Origin of the sequence: Bifidobacterium sp. SO1 (assembly GCF_018555335.1) — a bacterium.
In the GTDB taxonomy this organism is placed as follows: Bacteria; Actinomycetota; Actinomycetes; order Actinomycetales; family Bifidobacteriaceae; genus Bifidobacterium; species Bifidobacterium simiiventris.
Map to the genome: position 1 here is coordinate 161904 of NZ_JAFEJR010000005.1, position 17491 is coordinate 179394.

A 17491-nucleotide genomic window follows, 5' to 3' on the forward strand; every position below is an offset into this window, starting at 1 on the left:
ATGAAGAATGTCATGCGTCGTGCGTTCGCGGCAATGGTCGCGATGCTGATGATGTGCGTGTCGTTCGTGGCATTGCCGTCGAGCGCGATGGCCGATACCGGAGGCGTGCGCGATATGTACCGTGTGTACAACCCGAACTCTGGCGAGCACTTCTACACGGCAGACAGCAACGAGCGCGATCATCTGACCGGTCTCGGCTGGAAGTACGAGGGCATCGGCTGGAAGGCCCCGGTCAAGTCGAGTGTGCCTGTCTACCGCATGTACAATCCGAACGTCGGCGACCATCATTACACGATGAACGCCAACGAGCGCGACATGCTGGTCCGCGTGGGCTGGAAGTACGAGGGCATCGGCTGGTATTCGTCGGATACGAATCGTGCATACCCGCTGTACCGTCAGTACAATCCGAACGCCAAGGTCGGCTCGCACAACTACACGTTGAACACTAACGAGCGCGACATGCTCGTGCACGCGGGATGGAGCGATGAAGGCCTGGCATGGTACGGCGTCGGCGGTGGATCCGCGGCTCCTGCCCCCTCCCAGCCCAGCCAGCCCACGGAACCGTCCAAGCCGTCGGTGACGGGCCGAGTCATCACCCCGGGCGCGTGGTGCAAGAAATCCGAAGCCGGCGAGAAGGGTGTGAGCAAGACTGGCGAGCAGTATGTCTGCGCCTACCATGACGGTAACAAGATACCGCACTGGTACCCGGCGAACTGACGACGATTTGAATTATCAGAGCAATAGGGCGGTAATCGTGAGATTCCGCCCTATTGCCATGAAAGGACTCAGATGATCACGAAGATGGCTCATGCCGTGCACAGTGTCTGGGAACGATACGTCATCATCGCGGCGATCCTGTTGATCCCCAACCTATGCTGTCTCTACGCGGCATGGCCGGGATTCATCCAAGCCGATCATCAGGCCACCATCACCGGCATTGTCACGGGTGAGCCTTCGCAGTGGCACTCGCTGGTGTGGGGTTATCTTGCCGTGCCGTTCATGTATCTCACACCGTCGTACGGCTTCTACGGATTCGTGCAGATCGCATGTTTCGTGGCGGCCGTTACGTTCTCTCTGTATCGGCTGGAATGGATCGGACTGTTGTCTGCAAAAGCGTGCGTGATCGCGGCGGTGTTGTTCGCGCTGTGCCCTACGTTTCTGATGTACAACCTGCTGTACAGTTCCGATCTGATCTTCGCCTATGTATTGCTGTCACTTACGGTGATGCTGATCGAATTGTCCGTGACGCACGGCGAGGCGCTGGAACGCCGCTGGTTCATCGTGACGTTCGGATTGCTGTTGTTGCTCGCATTCGAACTGCGTAAGAATGCCGCGTTGATCATCGTGTTTGTGTTCATTGCACTCATGATCCGTTATACGGCGGTGCGCGTTCGGGTCGTGGTCCTGTTCGCCGCCATTGCCGCTGCGGTCATCACCCTGAGTCTGCTGTTCGGCGTGGCGTTGCATGCCCAGCCGTCCCCTTCACAGGAGATGTTGTCGGTTCCCGCGCAGCAGATAGCTCGGGCCGTGCGAGACGACGGCGATATTCCGCCGTCAGCCGCTGGAATCATCGACACGGTTCGCAGTCGTGAGGATTGGAAGAACCTCTATGATCCCATCACCGCGGATCCGGTCAAAACCGGCACGGCATTGACTCCTGATTTTGCGAAGGCATGGTTCGAGATCGGCATCCGCAACCCCCGATCCTATGTCCATGCATATCTTGACATGATGTATCCGTTCTGGCAGCTCACTCCTGACGCGGGGAACATCATGATCGGCATCGATTTTTCCAATCATGATGAACTGACCATCGGCACGTGCAGGAATGCGTGCCGTGGCGGGTATGTGAGTCAGTTTTCGCCGAGACAAACCAGGGCGCAAAGCTTCTTCTCCGGCATCTACTATCGCATCGCCGGCATGCGTCTTCCTCTGGTGGCGGACGTGATGAATTTCGTGTTCTTCAACCGTGCGTTACCATTGTGGACGATGATCGTCGGTTTGTGCATCGCGGCGCGCAGACGCGCGACCAATGATTACCTGACGGTGACGATACCCCTGTACGCGACATTGCTGTCGCTGCTGTGCTTCGCGCCGGTGCCGATGTTCCGATATTCGCTGCAGATGTACTATCTGCTGCCGGTGATACTGCTGTATCTTCGTCGTGTGGCAGTCGGTAGGGCCGAACCGTCACCGGTTGCGCAGACGTTGCAGCAAGGCGAATCTGTTTGATTCAAGAATGAACGTTTTGCGGTTGTTCTTGGCTATGACGTCAAGAATGATGCCCGTTACGATGAGTAGCAGCCCGGCGATCACCAGCATGACCGCGCCGATCAGCGTCGGGAAATGAGTGACCAGACCGGTCTGCCAGAATTCGATCAGTACAGAACAGCACAGGACGAACCCGATCAGTCCCACTATGAAACCGCTCCCCGCGAAGAACGGTAATGGCTTGTACTCGCGGATCAGACGGAAGATGGTGTTGATCACCTTGATACCGTCGCCGACTGTGTCGAGTTTGCTGACGGAGCCGGCGGGACGATCACGGTACTGGATGGGCATCTCGTATAGACGCAGGTTATTGTTCAGCGAATGGATGGTCATTTCGGTCTCGAGCTCGAAACCTCGAGACAGTATCGGATATGTCTTTGCAAAGGTGAAGGTGAACGCGCGATAGCCGGTCATAATGTCGGTCACATCCGCGTGAAACAGGCTGTTGATCGAGCCTCGCACCAGACGGTTGCCGAAATTGTGGAACGGACGCTTGTTCTCCTTGAAATACGTGGAGCTCAGACGGTCGCCGATGACCATATCGTAGCCTTCGAGCAGTTTGGCGATCATGGCCGGGGCGGCATCGGCCGGATACGTGTCGTCGCCGTCGGCCATGACATACACGTCGGCGTCGATGTCCTCGAACATCGCGCGGATGACATTGCCCTTGCCCTGACGAGGCTCCCTGCGCACAATCGCGCCTTCAGCGGCGGCGATCTGCGCGGTCCGGTCGGAAGAATTGTTGTCGTACACATAAATGGTCGCATCAGGCAGGCTCTTACGGAAGTCTCGTACAACCTTGCCGATGGTCTGTTCCTCGTTATAGCAGGGCAGTAGCACCGCGACTTCAGGGGACTGTTCGAAAACCATGTCGTGTATCTTTCTCTCGGCGAACCTGCGCAGCTCAGTATACCGCGCGACGCGGCATTTCCTGTCTTGCCTCATAAAGTCATCGTGGGCGGGGAACGCCGCTTTGCTATGATGCAGGGATAGGTCACAGGGTTATGTCGTTGAAGGAAAGGCGTCGCTTGGGTATGCGCAGACTCCGGAAAGCCATTGATATATATGGAAGGGAAGCGCTCGCGACATTGGTGGCGATGGCGGCGTCCGCCTGTCTGACCGTGATTTCGCCCCGGTTCCTGAGTTCGCTGTTTCACTTGGACAGCGTCGATATGACTCGGTCGGTCGTCATCATTCGTTTTCTCTGGTTTGCGATGCCGGTGTCGCTGCTGTGCTTCCTGTTGTTCTGTGGGTCTCGTCGCACCGGCGAATGGCTACACCGGTACCGATGGGCCATCGGAGTCGTGTTCATTGCGGCCGCGGTGTTGCTGAACGTCAGTGGATCGTCGTTGGGCATGTGGAACGACTGGCTTGGCCATGACATGTCGCAGGGCGTCGTGTGGGGCACTCCGCGTAGCATCCGTTCGGATGAATACATCGTCGGCACGCCGCTTGCGTTCTCCCAAGCGTACAACGGCTACGGGTATTTCAACGACCTGTTCGGTAACAAGGCCGCCGACATGTTCATCATCAAAGACGCTCCCGTCATCACTTGGGCGGAGATCTTCCGTCCGTTCCACTGGGGATACCTCGTGTTCGGCAGCGCCCGGGGGCTGGCGTTCTATTGGTCGGCCCGCCTGGTCGTGCTGTTCTTGGCGGCGTACGAATTCTTCCTGTGCGTCACGAACGAGAGGATCGACGGTGTGCCGTCGGAGCAGATAAAGCACAAGGGAGTCGCATGTTTCGGCGCGGCCTTGATCACGTTTGCTCCTCTGACGCAGTGGTGGTTCGCGGTCAATTCACTGCCGGAGATGCTGATTGCCATGTTTACTGCCATCGTATGCTTCGATCGGTATCTGCTTGACACGCGCTCCGGCAGACGGGCGGCGTATCTGGCGGTGATCCTCGGATGCGCCGGCATGTACGCTTTGTCGCTGTATCCAGCCTGGCAGATCACGCTGGGATATGTGTTGGTGGTGCTCATCTTGTTCACAATCGTGCGTCGCTGGTCACGCATTCGTATCCATGCCGTTGACGTCGCGGTCATCGCGGTCGAACTGCTGGTGTTTGCCGGGATCATGACCACGGTCGTCATGCTGTCGTTCGATACGATTCAGTCGACGATGAACACGGTCTATCCGGGGTCGAGGAAGTCGGTCGGCGGTGGATACCAATGGCCGCAGCTGTTCTCCTCGACGGCGACGCTGATGCTGCCGTTCAAGGAATTCGTGGTGAAGCCGGGTGTGGCCCTGAACACGGTCGAGATCTCGTTATTCGTAGACTTGTTCCCGGTCGGCATCGTGCTGTCCGTGATCAATATGGTGAAGGCCCGCAAGGCGGATGTGCTGGGCGTTCTGCTGATCGTGGTTGTAGCGGTGCTTGCCGTGTTCATGTGCGTCGGATTTCCGTTGTGGCTTTCCTCGGCACTGATGCTGACCGCCGTGCCATCTGGCCGGGCGATGGTCGCCTTCGGTGTGGCCAACATCATCCTGCTGGTGCGAGCGGTGGCGCAGCGGCAACAGCATTTGCCCGTGGCGTGGATCGTCCTGATCGGCATTGCCTATGCCGCCGTCGACCTATGGGGTGCCCGCCGGGTGTATTCGACGTATATGAATCTGCCGGCTTGCCTGGTGTGCGTCGCGTTCTGTGTTGTGTTTGTGATGTCGGTGTTGCTGAGGGGTGCTATCGTGCGATTCGTGGCGACGATCGTGTCCGTGGCGGTGCTTTTCGTATCTGGCATGTCGGTCAACCCGGTGCAGCATGGAACTGCGCCGCTCACCGAACAGCCGATGATCACGCAGATACGTTCCGTGCAGCAGAATGATCCCGGCATGTGGGTGACTGACGGCACGGACAGCGCGATACTGGCCAATCTGCTGGTCGCTAACGGCATCCGCACATTGAATGCACTGGAGGTAACTCCCGATATGGATACCTGGCGTAAGCTCGATCCCGATGGTGCCCAAGAAAAGACGTACAACCGATACGCCTATATCTCCGTCAACCTCGAACAAGACGCGCAGCAGACGTTCCAGCTGATCTCTCCGGACATGTATCTGCTGCGTATTTCCCCCGCTCAGCTGAAATCGCTGGGAGTCTCCTACATTCTGACAGACAAGGATTTGACCGCACAGCAGTTCGACGGCTATACGTTCGAGCAGGTCGGTCAGATGATCGATGGACGTACGCCTTATCGGATCGTGAAGCGGTAAGCTATGCCGCCGGTGATTCTCCAATCCGGCAGGTAATGTTGATATTTGGCTGATAGAACATACGGTTTCGCTGTGTTTGAGGAGTTGTGTCTGTGAATAACATTCTGGAGATTTTCACGAGGAAGAATCGTCTGTTGCTCAAGGCCATGGTCAGCACGGATTTCAAACTTCGCTACCAGCAGTCCTTCCTCGGATATATCTGGTCCATCCTGAAACCGTTGCTGTTGTTCACCATCATGTACATGGTGTTCGTGCGGTTCCTCAAGTTCGGCGCTGATGTGCCCCATTTCTCCGTCGGCCTACTGCTTGGCATCATCCTGTGGAACTTCTTCAACGAGACCACCACCGGCGGCATGATGTCCATCGTCGGTCACGGCGATCTGCTGCGCAAGATACATTTCTCCAAATATGTCGTGGTCATCGCTTCATCCATGAGCGCCATGATCAATTTCGGTATCAATTTCGTTGTCGTGATCATCTTCGCCGTGATCAACGGCGTTCATCCGACGTGGTCGTGGATCCTGATTCTGCCCATTGTACTCGAACTGTATCTGCTCGCTTTGGGCATCGCCTTCTTCCTGAGCGCAGTGTACGTCAATCTGCGTGATTTGAATCCGATCTGGGAGGTGTTGATGCAGGCGGGCTTCTACGCGACGCCGATCATCTACCCGATTTCCCTGATCGCGTCAAAAGCCGGCGCTTATGGCCCTCTCATCGCAAAACTCGACCTGATCCTTAACCCGATGGCACAGATCGTTCAGGATGCCAGGCACGTCATGATCGCTCCCGAGAACCCGACCATATGGGAATGGGTGAGTAATCCGTTCATCGCCGCGTGGCCGGTCGTGTTTTCGGGGCTCATTTTCATTGGCGGATTGTGGTATTTCACTGTAAAGTCCGATTACTTCGCGGAATTGGTGTGATGGTGGCTGAGGAAAAGAACATGATCGATAAGCGTATTGACACTCGTCCCGTGGCACTTCGTGTGGAGCATGTTTCCAAGAGGTTCAAACTGCCGACCGAACGTGCGGGCAGTTTGAAGAACATGCTCTTCAACTGGATACGTGGCATTCGTGGATACCGCATCCAGGAAGTCCTGAACGACATCTCCTTTGAAATCAGGCAAGGCGAATTCTTTGGCATCGTCGGTAAGAACGGTTCCGGCAAATCGACCTTGCTGAAGCTGATCTCCCAGATCTACAAGCCCAATGCGGGCACCATCACTGTGAACGGCAAACTGGTGCCGTTCATCGAATTGGGAGTCGGCTTCAATCCCGAGCTCACCGGTCGCGAGAACGTGTACCTCAACGGAGCCATGCTGGGTTTCTCCAATGAGGAGATCGACGCACTGTACGACGATATCGTCGACTTCGCCGAGCTCGGCGACTTCATGGAGCAGAAGCTCAAGAACTATTCATCCGGCATGCAGGTGCGTCTCGCGTTCTCGGTAGCTATCAAGTCGAAGGGTGATATCCTCGTGCTTGACGAAGTGCTTGCCGTCGGAGACGAGGCATTCCAGAAGAAATGCCAGAATTATTTCTTCGAAGCGAAGCGTAACAAGAAGACCGTCATTCTCGTCACCCATTCCATGCCGGATGTTCGCCGCTACTGTGACCGGGCCATGCTGATTCAGGACGGCAGGATTGCCAAGATCGGCGATCCCGACGAAATCGCCGACGCGTATTCCGATTCGTTCCTGCCTCCGCGCGAAGTCGTTGAGGCACAGCAGGAGCAGGCGAAAATACGCAATGCAGTAACCGTGAACACGGTGGAGACGCTGGTTGGCGACGAGCCGCAGAAATTCCTCTCGGAGCAGGAGGATTTTTCGATCGTCGTCGATTTCGACAGTGACCGTGCGGTTCCGCTGTCCCAGTTGTTCATAGACGTGTATGACGGACGCAATGTGCCGGTTCTGTCGGTGTCGTTCGGCAACGATGACACGCAGCTGCAGGCCGGACATCATACCGCCGTGTTCGAGGTTGACAACGTTCTGGCCTTCGGGGATTTCCGGATCAATGCGGCGTTGCAGAACGACAACGAGCGCATCCTGTTGGCGGAGAACGCCTGCCGCTTCCACATCAAGGGTACGGCCACGCCCGTGATGTCCGTGGTGAATCCGGATACCTCCGTCCGTGTGCATATCGATCCGCCCCGACATGAATAAACGTAACGTGCCAAGCATCAGTGAGAAACGGGAGAGAACATGCTGACTCCATTGAACAACCGCACGTACCAGGTGACCATCGACGCAATCGAGCACGCGAAGATCGGTGACCAGTCCAAGACGGTCATCTCGGGATGGTCTGTGGACAAGATGCGCAAGACCGCGCTGCCATTGGCGGTGGAGGACCGGCGCATCACCGTGTCGAGGCAGCCGCGCATCGACATCGACAAGATATACGATCTGGACGCCGGAGAACAGGCGGGTTTCAAGATCATCGTCCCTGACGGCATCGATACGTTCAAGCTGTTGTGCAATACTCCGGGAGGGGCAATCGCAAAAAGCATCAGTGTCTCGAAGATCTTCGGACAGTTCCGCAAGGAATACGTGTTCAGAAGAATGGATCAGATGCTCTATTACATCACGCACTTGTGGACTCCCAAGGGCATGAAGGCATTTATGGGAGCAGTGAAACGCCGATTCGTCAAGGAGCAGACTTTCTACGAATCCTGGATCAAGCGGCATGAGACCATGAGCCGACAGGATGCCGAGAAGATCATGGCGTCGTTCACCCACAAACCGCTGATCTCTGTGGTGACTCCTGTGTACAACGTCGATGAGGTGTGGCTGCGCAAGTGCGTCGATTCCATGCGCGACCAGTGGTACGACAACTGGGAACTGTGTTTGGCCGACGACCATTCCCCGTCACCGCATGTTCGGCCTCTGCTCAAGCAGCTTGCGGAAAGCGACCACAGAATCAAGATCGTGTTCCGTGAAGAAAACGGTCGCATCGCGAAGGCCACGAACTCGGCCATTGAACTGGCGACCGGCGATTACATCGGCTTCATGGACAACGACGATGAACTCGCTCCGCAGGCCCTGTTCGAAGTCGTGCGGGCACTGAACGAGCATCCCGATACTGATTTCGTCTACACCGATGAGGACAAGATCGACGAAAAAGGCACTCGATTCGATCCGTTCTTCAAGCCAGACTATTCTCCGAACCTGTTGCTCGGTCACAACTACATCACCCATTTCGTCGTGGTTGGCCGTGAACTGTTGAACAAGGTCGGTCCGTTGCGCAGTGAATACGACGGCAGCCAGGACTACGATTTTGTGCTTCGCGCGACGGAACAGGCGCATAGGGTGCATCATATCCCGCAGATGCTGTACCATTGGCGAACGCTCGCGAGCTCCGTGGCCGGCGATCCTCGCAGCAAGATGTATGCGTATGAGGCCGGGCGTAAGGCGCTTGAGTCCGCTCTCCGGCGCCGAGGCATCACTGGTACGGTTCGTATGCTCGACAATCTCGGCACCTATAAGATCGACTATGCCGTCGGCGCCCCGTCCGTGGCCGTGTTGGCGTCGTCATATTCGGAGGATCAGCTCAAGCGGCTCAGAGCAATGACGGACTACCCGGCCTTCTCCGTGATTCCTGTCACGCCGGACACCGTCAACGCGACCGCGGAAAGCCGCACGGAAGACCTGATCGTCCTGCTGAACGGGCTCAAACCCGATGGTTCCAGCTGGTTGCATGACATGGTCAACTATTCTCTTGATGGTTTGATCGGTGTCATCGGTGGCAAGATCTTTGATACCAAAAAGCGTGTGGTGAACGTGGGGGTGACGTTGCGGGCACTGCGTCAATGCGAACCGTTCGAGATGCGTGGTGAATGGGATGAGGGCATCGGATATTACTTCCGCGACCTGCTGCCGCGTGACATGTTCGCCGTCACCGAGGACTGCATGCTGGCTCGACGTAAGGAGTTCATCGAGCTCGGCGGACTCGACACCCGACTGAAGCCTGGACTGCGCGGCATCGACTATTGCGCGCGTATGTACCAGCAGACCGGTCATACCGTGTTGTGGCAGCCGTACTCGGTGTTCATCGATGCCAAGAAGAGCCATCTGACCATTGACAAGACATCGTGCATCGAATATCTGAAGATGCACCGTAACCTGGCCGATCCGTTCGCCTCCGTATGCTTCCCTCCTAGTGATCACGAACAGAATGGCATCGCGTCCTCGATTGACAGCGTTGATGTGTCTTCGGACGGTTCGATTATCCGGGTCACCGGATGGGCTGCCGATCTGCATGAAGGCGAGGAAGTGAGCATCGCGCTGGCCGATTCCCGATGGGCCATGTTGTCCGACGTTGAACGATACGGGCGTCCGGACGTGAATTCCGCTTTGCCGGTGCCGGCCAACGCCATTCTCGGTTTCCACGCCGAAATCGCCGTCAGCGGGGGACGAAAGCATCTTGTCGACGCCAAGCCGGCTCTTGTGTTATCTACGCCGACCGATACCAAAAAGGTGGATATCAAGGTCCAGGCTTCCCCCGTGCTCGCCGCACTTGCTTCGTTTGGTCGCAAGGCCGCGCTGATGCGCCACCCGCGCAGCACCGTCAGGCGTCTGATCGACAAGTATTGGGCTCCGCGCCGGCAGCGGCAAATGTATCAGAAACTGATCGTGCGTACCGAACGGTATGATCTCGCGCAGGTGGAACGTGACATTGCTGCATTCTCGTATAAGCCCTGCATCTCCTTGCTGGTGCCCGTCTACAACGTTGAACCGCGGTGGCTGGAGAAGTGCGTTGATTCCGTCCTTGGCCAGTACTATTCGAACTGGGAGTTGTGTCTGGCCGACGATCATTCGACGGAGCCGCACGTTCGCCCGTTACTGGAACAGTATGTCAAGCGTGATCCGCGCATCAAGGTGGTGTTCCGTGAGGAGAACGGCCACATCTCCAAGGCGACGAATTCGGCGCTGGAGATCGCGACCGGCGAATTCGTCGGTCTGCTGGACAATGACGACGAGCTTGCACCTCAGGCCCTCTATGAGGTCGTCAAACTGCTGAACCGGCATCCCGACACGGATTTGATCTATAGCGACGAAGACAAGGAAGACGAGGAGGGACACCGTTCCGACCCGCATTTCAAGCCCGACTATTCGCCGGATCTGCTGCTGAGCACGAACTACATCAGCCATTTCGGCGTCTATCGGAAATCCATTGTCGACGAGATCGGCGGCTTCCGTGCCGGGTATGAGGGCTCTCAGGACTACGATCTGGTGCTTCGTTTCGTGGAGAAGACCGATCCGTCTCGCATCCGGCACATCGCCAAGGTCCTGTACTACTGGCGCACGTTGGCGACGTCTACGGCCTCCAGTGGTGGGGCGAAGAGCTACGCTTCCGATGCCGGCCTGCGCGCGCTGCGCTCCGCTGTGAAACGACGTGGCATCGCCGCGCAAGTGGTTCCTTCGTTGGCCGGTGGCATCTACCATGTGCATTACGACATCGCCAGTCGTGATCTGGTGTCGGTGATCATTCCCACCAAGAACGGGTATGACAATATCGAGCGATGCGTCAGCTCGATCATCGACAAAACCGACTACGGTAACTATGAGATCATCATTGCGGACAACGGCAGCAGCAATCCGAACATGTGGAATCTGTACAAGCGGTACCAGCAGAAGCTCGGAGACCGATTCCGTGTCGAGGAGATCGATATCCCATTCAACTTCTCCCGTATCAACAACATGGCCGCGGAAAAGGCGAATGGCAAGTACCTGTTGTTCCTTAACGACGATACCGAAGTGATCAGCCCGTCATGGATGACCCGCATGGTGTCGTTCGCTCAGCTTGATCGCATCGGCGTAGTGGGAGCGAAACTGTACTATCCCACGGAAACCATCCAGCATGCCGGAATCGTACTTGGTCTTGGTGGTGCTGCTGGCCACATTCAGGTTGGTTTCCCCCGTTCGTACTTCGGTTACTTCGGCCGTCTGATCGAGAATGTGAACTACTACGCGGTCACTGCGGCGTGCTGCATGGTCAAGGCAGAGGATTTCAGAGCTGTGGGAGGCTTTGATGAGGTGCTCGCCGTGGCATATAATGACGTCGATCTGTGCATCCGCATTCACGACCAACTGCATCGCGATAATGTCTGGTCCTGCGAGACGGAGCTGTACCACTATGAATCCGTGACCCGCGGATATGATGTGGAAAGCAAGAACAAGAAGGCTCGTCTTGAACGGGAAGCCGCGAAGTTCCAGGCAAAGTATCACGATATCGTCGAAAACGATCCGTACTATAATCCGAATCTATCGCGCACGTCCGGTAATTACTGGGTGAAGGAACGATAGACGATAACGAGCGGGGCAGTCGGAATGACTGCCCCGCTCGCGTTACTTCAGGTTTTTGATGTGCTGATCGTATACGTGTTTTTCTGCCAAACGTAACCGATACAGAAGGAAGCATCGCATACGTTGTATCGGCGAAAGCTGTGCCAGCAATGTGCGGATACGGTCACGATCCTCTGCCTGGGCTAGTTGGTTTCCAGGATCTGACACGTCCGGAGCATGGGTGGCCTCGTGATGCTGCTCGATCATGATGTAGTAGCTGCGGGCGGGCGTGATACCGTGATCCAAAGCGTACCGGAAGTTTGCTATGCCGGCCTGCACATTGTCATGGAAGAACACCGCTCCGGCTTCCTTGTGCGTCACCGATCCCGCCGATTGCAGCCAGTTGTACAGATTCACATCGATATCGGCCACTTTGTTCATGCGTGAGTACAACTCGCCGGCGACCATCACATCCTGCGCATACATGCCTTCGGGGAACCTCAGGCCGTTCCACAGCTCCCGCCGGTACAGTCGGCACCAGTTCGCTTCGTTGAAATACCGGGCTTCGGTGTTATGTCCGAACGTGTCGCCCAGTACACGCAGGGTTTTACAGAACACCGTCTGATAGGCGAGAAGCGGATTGCGGAACACAGTGATTCTCTTCGGTTCAGCCGCGCCGATCGCAGCTTTCCGAGCCACGGTCTCCAGCTGCGATACACCGAACTGATGCCAACGCGCCTTGCTCATGTCGGCACCGGTCGATTCGAGTGAGTGCAATAGCAGCTCGATGTTCCGTCGATCAAGGATGTCGTCGTTGTCCACGAATGCGATATAGTCGCCGGAAGCGGCGTCCAACCCTGCGTTCTGGGCTTTGGCGATACCTCCGTTGGGCTGGTGAATGACCGTCACACGTGGATCGGCCGCCGCATATGCATCGCAGATCGCCGGCGACGAGTCCGTCGCACCGTCGTCAACGAGAATCACCTCGATGTTGCGATGGCTCTGTGCAAGGATCGAGTCGACGCAATGACGCAGATACCGTTCCGCGTTGTACACCGGAACGATGATCGAGACAAGGCTGTTGGCGGGCATGGGCGAGGACTTTCTAGGTCGCGTTGTACGGTTATCGACTGTTCCAGTATGTCACAGACACGCGGGATGTCACTTCGATGCGACCGTGAAGAAATCGGTATCGTCGAGATATCCCTTGCCGGCGGTCATATCGTATTGGATCAGTTCGTAATCCGTGATGAGTTGTTTGGCCTTATCCGAAAGATCCTTGTATCGCACAGGATTGCCTTCGGCATCCAGATAGACGGTAGCGGAGTCATCGCCGAATCCATGTGTGCCGAGCACCAGTCGTCCCAAAGCGGGAATTTCGTCATGAACTTGACGCAGCATCTCGAGATATGCTGAGATCTTGGTGTCCATGTGCTCGGATGCCATCGTCATGAAGAAATTGGACGAGGCATAGCTCGCAGTCCCCGCATTGATCTTCTTGTTGCCGGCCGATGCCTGATTCGACCATATGAAGTAGTCGGTCTCATGCAGCGATAGCGTATTGTTCTCGTCGCTGGCGGCGGTCTGGTAAATGCCGGGCAGATGATCGCCGTAGAAGATCACCGTGACTGGCTTGGACATCTGATCGAGTTGGGCGAGGAAATCCGCCGTGGCCTGATCGGTGAGGCTGACGCCCTTCGCATACGTGTCGACGGATGTCTTCTCGTCTCCGGAGATCGCCGAGGTGTCGGCCTCCTTGAACTGGTTGTTCGCATACCAGTCGTTGTACGGCATGTGGTTCTGCATGGTGACGAGTTGCACGAACTGGTGTTTCGCCCCGTTGGCGTTCAATGCGTCCACCACGCTTTGGTATGCCGCCGCGTCACTGGTTACTGGCGCATTGTCGATGCGCTCCTGATGTGCGATGGGCGGGTTGCTGTCCAGCGTGTAGAAGTGGCTGAATCCGAACTTCTTATAGTCCGAATCGCGCAGGTACATGTTCTTCACGTACGGGTGGAATGCGATCGATCCTTGTTCTCCGTACTTGGCGTTCCATATCTGGTTGAACGTGTACGGGTTCTTCTGGTGTGGCACGAGCTCCTGGTACGGCGACTGCATGGAATCGTCGAACAGGCCCATACTCAATCCGGTCAGAGCCTGGTATTCGATGTTCGCGGTACCGCCGCCGTATCCGGGCGAGAGCATCAGGCCGGAGGTTGTCGTGGTTTTCAGCGCGCGGATGTTCGGCATCGGATCCTCGGTGAACGTGATGCCGGGCACGCGCGTCGGGTCGGAGAACGACTCGGACAGGATCATGATCACCGTGCTGTCGGTGAAATTGTTCGTGCGTTCGGTGTTGGTTTGCTTTGCCGCGGTCGAATACCGCTGAGCCAGTTCCTGCATCGCGGCCTTGTTGTAGCCGTCCGGCTTGTCCATCGTCTTCGCGTGCGCCAGACGCAGAAAGTTCATCGCCGGGCCGTTGGCACGGGCATCGCCAAGCGAATCCCATAACTGCGCGGCGTCTCCCATGCTCGTCGCCCACTCGTATGACCACGAGCCGGGGATGCCGAGATTCCACGTGAACGAGAACAGGGTCGCGGCGCTCACGATCACGGTGACAAGCCGCGTGCAGTTGCCGGCGATGACCTTCGGATTGCGGAACGGATGCTTCCAGCGGAACGGGATTACACAGGTGCGGCGATCGAGGATTTGTAACGCTACACAGATCACCACAAGCAGCACAAGCCCTTTGATCGAACGATGCACCAAGGCAAGATCATCCTGCGGAATGAACGACCAGATCTCGCCGGTATTGCCGCCGGACAGGAAACTCAGGTCGGAGGGGATGATCGGCTCGCTGCGCAACGCGACCTTGATATGGTTGGCTACCGCGAACACCAGCATGACGGACGAGAATACGGCCGTCGCGATCCAGAACCGGTTGAGCAGGAACACCAGAACCAAATAGATCAGGCCGAGTACCAAAAAATTGAGCAAGGCATTGCGTTGCTGGAATAGCCAGACCTGCACCACGAATTTCGTGAGCTGCCCGGCAATGCTATTCCACGCCTTCGTCGACGTGTCGACCGCGTTGGGATCGGCATACGTCGGTTCCGCATAGACGCTCCACTGCAGCAGCAAGGTGGCCGAAACCGTGACGATCGTGAAGACGACCGCGTAGAACGCGTATGAAAAGCGGATACGTCTGTTCCACAGGTTTCGTGCGATATCGAAGGCTGTGTTCAATATGGTGCCGAATCGGGACTGCATGAACGGTTCCATCCGCGTGCGGCATCGCGCGCAGAACCTGGCGAATCCGAAACGGTCTTCGACCGGGCGCTGCGCAGTCGTGTCCGCTGAATCAGATTGTGGGTCGGAAGAAGTCATGTATTCCGTCATCGAGCATCCATCTAATAATTAGGGTTGAGTGACTCGGATATTGTAGTCGGAGGCTGAGAACTCCCTATTTGCAAGGGAAATTGTGTACTCTGGGTGGCGCGCAGCAGACTGCCGCCTGATACCTACCTTCTTATATCATGTCAATGATTGTTTGTGTTCACGAGGACCGAGGTAAGTATGCCCACGATGAAATTCGCCAATATCCTGCTGGAGAGGAACCCGCGTTCGCTGAGCTATCCCTCCCTGTACTGCAAGGCTGACGGGCCGGTCATCGAAGACGAGGCCGCGACCGACGGTTCCTGGCTGCTGTACACCAAGGGCGAATACGACTTCTCCACATACTTCAACTCCCTGTCGGTGCAGAAGCTGCGCAAATACACGAACGCGACGAAGTTCTTCCTGCACCTCGAACTCAAAGGCGCCGCGGCGCATGTCATCGAAACCAAGGGCGGCGTGTTCTCCGCGCACCCCGAACCGGTCGAATCCGTGACCGCCGACCTGCCGGCGAGCGACGACTGGCAGAGCGTCGACCTCGAACTGGAAGTGGACGAGGACGCGGTGATCGTCGGCTTCACCATCACCACCGACGGCCAGGTCGCCATCCGCAACAGCTGCTACTCGCTCGAATACACCGGCGAGGCGCGCCCGATCGAACTGGCGCTCGCCACCGCCACGTTCAAGAAGGAAAGCTTCATCGAGCGCAACATCGGTCTGGTCAAGAGCCAGATCCTCGCCTCCGATGAGGACATCGCAAACCACTTCCACATGTACGTCATCGACAACGGCCGCACGCTCGACGTCGACAAGCTCAGCGACGAGCACGTCACCGTGCGTCCGAACCAGAACGTCGGCGGCGCCGGCGGCTTCACCCGCGGCATGATCGAGGCGATGGGACAAGAAGTTCCTGCCACCAACATCCTGCTCATGGACGATGACGTGGCGGTCTCCCCGGAGAGCATCAAGCGCACCTACAACCTACTGCGCCTGCTCAAGCCCGAATACCACGACGCGATGATCTCCGGCGCGATGCTCAACTACGAGATCGGCGAGGACCAGTGGGAGGACACCGGCTGGATGACTGATCGTGGCGCGTGCCGTCCTGCAAAACCTCCGCTGCGTCTTACTCAGTTTGAAGATATCGTCTATAACGAATGCTTTAGGATGCCAAAAGATATCCTCAAGCGCAAGCAGCGATACGCTGCATGGTGGTACTGCTGCATCCCGATCAGCGTCATCAAGGAGAACGGTCTGCCATTGCCATACTTTGTACGTCTTGATGATGCCGAATATGGCGTGCGTTGCGGCAAGGAGTTCATCACCATGAATGGCCTGTGCATCTGGCACATGGCTTTTCATCTTCGCTATAACGCAGCAGTGGAACGTTACCAAACGACTCGTAATGGTTTTATTGCACACTGTACGACGGGATTTGACCCGGATGCCGATTTGCTCGCGGAGCTGCACAACAACATCCGCCTCGAACTCAAGAAGTTCGGCTACGAGAACGCCGAACTGTGCCTCGACGCGTTCGAGGACTTCCTCAAGGGGCCGAAGTTCATCGCCCAGCCCGGCGCCGCCGAGAAGGCGTTCATGGACGCTAACAAGCACAAGGAGAAGCTCGTCTCCTTCCCGGAGGTGCAGCAGCGCGCGGAGGAGCTCGGCATCGACGGCTTCGACCTGAGCCAGATCGACCGTCAGCTCGTCGACGGCGACAAGCCGCGTACCCGCCTTGAGCGCCTCGAGGACTACGTGACCAACAACGGCCAGCGCTTCTTCAAGTACGAGGGCGAAGGCTATGCGGTCATTCCGGTGCTCGGCTGGCTGTACCCGGCCGGTGCGATCCACAACAAGAAGTACCTCATCGTCATCGACTGGTACAACAAGAAGGGCGCCGTGCGCGTCAAGGATCCGGAGCGTTACTCCGCCATCGTCAAGCGCTACGAGCGCGACCTCAAGTACTACAAGAAGAACATCGAACGTCTGCGTCGCGAATACTCCGCCGCGCGTGCCGAGCTGACCTCCGTCAAGTACTGGAAGCACTACCTCAACATGGACTGATCGTCCGGACTGATACGGACTGATCATAGCGGGGCCGCCGGGATTCCGGCGGCCCCGCTGTTATGTGTTGTCAGATATTTCGACAATGTATGACAGTGATGCCATGCAGTGCACAATGGTGTACATTGGTGTAATTTCGTGCCCGTTGTCTATTTAGAAGTGCAACGCCCTTGTTTGTCGGCTAATTCTAGCAGTTCGTCGGTGAATGCCTCGGCCGGCGTGCGGTAGCCGAGTACCCGCATGGGACGGTTGTTGATCTCGTCCACGA

The 17491-nt window shown here is 56.8% G+C and carries 10 protein-coding genes; 7 read left to right on the plus strand and 3 right to left on the minus strand.

What is annotated here, in order from left to right:
* Both JS541_RS06450 and JS541_RS06455 read left to right on the plus strand, forming a co-directional pair.
* Positions 1–717 carry a hypothetical protein gene (locus tag JS541_RS06450; RefSeq protein ID WP_214373630.1) on the plus strand — a complete coding sequence of 239 codons (717 nt, stop codon included), beginning with the start codon at positions 1–3 and terminating at the stop codon, positions 715–717.
* 72 nt (positions 718–789) lie between these two features.
* Positions 790–2232 (plus strand): DUF6020 family protein, encoded by a 1443-nt coding sequence (locus tag JS541_RS06455; protein ID WP_214373631.1) that lies wholly within the window; start codon positions 790–792, stop codon positions 2230–2232.
* Here the strand turns inward: JS541_RS06455 and JS541_RS06460 are convergent.
* The gene (locus JS541_RS06460) at positions 2191–3141 is read right to left on the minus strand and encodes a glycosyltransferase family 2 protein (protein WP_214373632.1); all 951 of its coding nucleotides are present in this window, start codon (positions 3139–3141) and stop codon (positions 2191–2193) included. The genes JS541_RS06455 and JS541_RS06460 overlap by 42 nt on opposite strands.
* A 164-nt stretch (positions 3142–3305) precedes the next feature.
* On the opposite strand from JS541_RS06460, the gene JS541_RS06465 reads away from it, so the two are divergent.
* From JS541_RS06465 to JS541_RS06480, 4 genes are all read left to right on the plus strand, one after another.
* On the plus strand, positions 3306–5483 hold the full coding sequence (locus JS541_RS06465; protein ID WP_240539270.1) for a hypothetical protein: 2178 nt from the start codon (positions 3306–3308) through the stop codon (positions 5481–5483).
* Between the two features lie 92 nt (positions 5484–5575).
* Complete coding sequence (locus JS541_RS06470; RefSeq protein ID WP_346428293.1) at positions 5576–6406, plus strand: ABC transporter permease; 831 nt, start codon at positions 5576–5578, stop codon at positions 6404–6406.
* 20 nt (positions 6407–6426) lie between these two features.
* Positions 6427–7647 carry an ABC transporter ATP-binding protein gene (locus tag JS541_RS06475; RefSeq protein WP_214373651.1) on the plus strand — a complete coding sequence of 407 codons (1221 nt, stop codon included), beginning with the start codon at positions 6427–6429 and terminating at the stop codon, positions 7645–7647.
* A 39-nt stretch (positions 7648–7686) separates the two neighbouring features.
* Entirely contained in the window at positions 7687–11787 is a 4101-nt protein-coding gene (locus JS541_RS06480) for a glycosyltransferase (RefSeq protein WP_214373633.1), read from the plus strand.
* Between the two features lie 42 nt (positions 11788–11829).
* Here the strand turns inward: JS541_RS06480 and JS541_RS06485 are convergent, their stop codons facing one another.
* Complete coding sequence (locus tag JS541_RS06485) at positions 11830–12858, minus strand: glycosyltransferase family 2 protein (RefSeq protein ID WP_214373634.1); 1029 nt, start codon at positions 12856–12858, stop codon at positions 11830–11832.
* Between the two features lie 69 nt (positions 12859–12927).
* Positions 12928–15165, minus strand: a complete 2238-nt coding sequence (locus JS541_RS06490) for an LTA synthase family protein (RefSeq protein WP_214373635.1) — start codon at positions 15163–15165, stop codon at positions 12928–12930.
* A 177-nt stretch (positions 15166–15342) separates the two neighbouring features.
* Here JS541_RS06490 and JS541_RS06495 point away from each other — a divergent pair, with 177 nt between their 5' ends.
* Positions 15343–17223, plus strand: coding sequence for a glycosyltransferase (locus tag JS541_RS06495; protein WP_214373636.1), 1881 nt, complete (start codon positions 15343–15345; stop codon positions 17221–17223).
* Positions 17224–17491: the final 268 nt, after the last annotated feature.

Bases quoted from the DNA above. Each gene is read 5' to 3' on its own strand.
- JS541_RS06460 (WP_214373632.1), bottom strand. From the start codon at position 3,141: ATGGTTTTCGAACAGTCCCCTGAAGTCGCGGTGCTACTGCCCTGCTAT.
- JS541_RS06495 (WP_214373636.1), top strand. From the start codon at position 15,343: ATGCCCACGATGAAATTCGCCAATATCCTGCTGGAGAGGAACCCGCGT.
- JS541_RS06450 (WP_214373630.1), top strand. From the start codon at position 1: ATGAAGAATGTCATGCGTCGTGCGTTCGCGGCAATGGTCGCGATGCTG.
- JS541_RS06465 (WP_240539270.1), top strand. From the start codon at position 3,306: ATGCGCAGACTCCGGAAAGCCATTGATATATATGGAAGGGAAGCGCTC.
- JS541_RS06485 (WP_214373634.1), bottom strand. From the start codon at position 12,858: ATGCCCGCCAACAGCCTTGTCTCGATCATCGTTCCGGTGTACAACGCG.
- JS541_RS06490 (WP_214373635.1), bottom strand. From the start codon at position 15,165: ATGACGGAATACATGACTTCTTCCGACCCACAATCTGATTCAGCGGAC.
- JS541_RS06480 (WP_214373633.1), top strand. From the start codon at position 7,687: ATGCTGACTCCATTGAACAACCGCACGTACCAGGTGACCATCGACGCA.
- JS541_RS06475 (WP_214373651.1), top strand. From the start codon at position 6,427: ATGATCGATAAGCGTATTGACACTCGTCCCGTGGCACTTCGTGTGGAG.
- JS541_RS06455 (WP_214373631.1), top strand. From the start codon at position 790: ATGATCACGAAGATGGCTCATGCCGTGCACAGTGTCTGGGAACGATAC.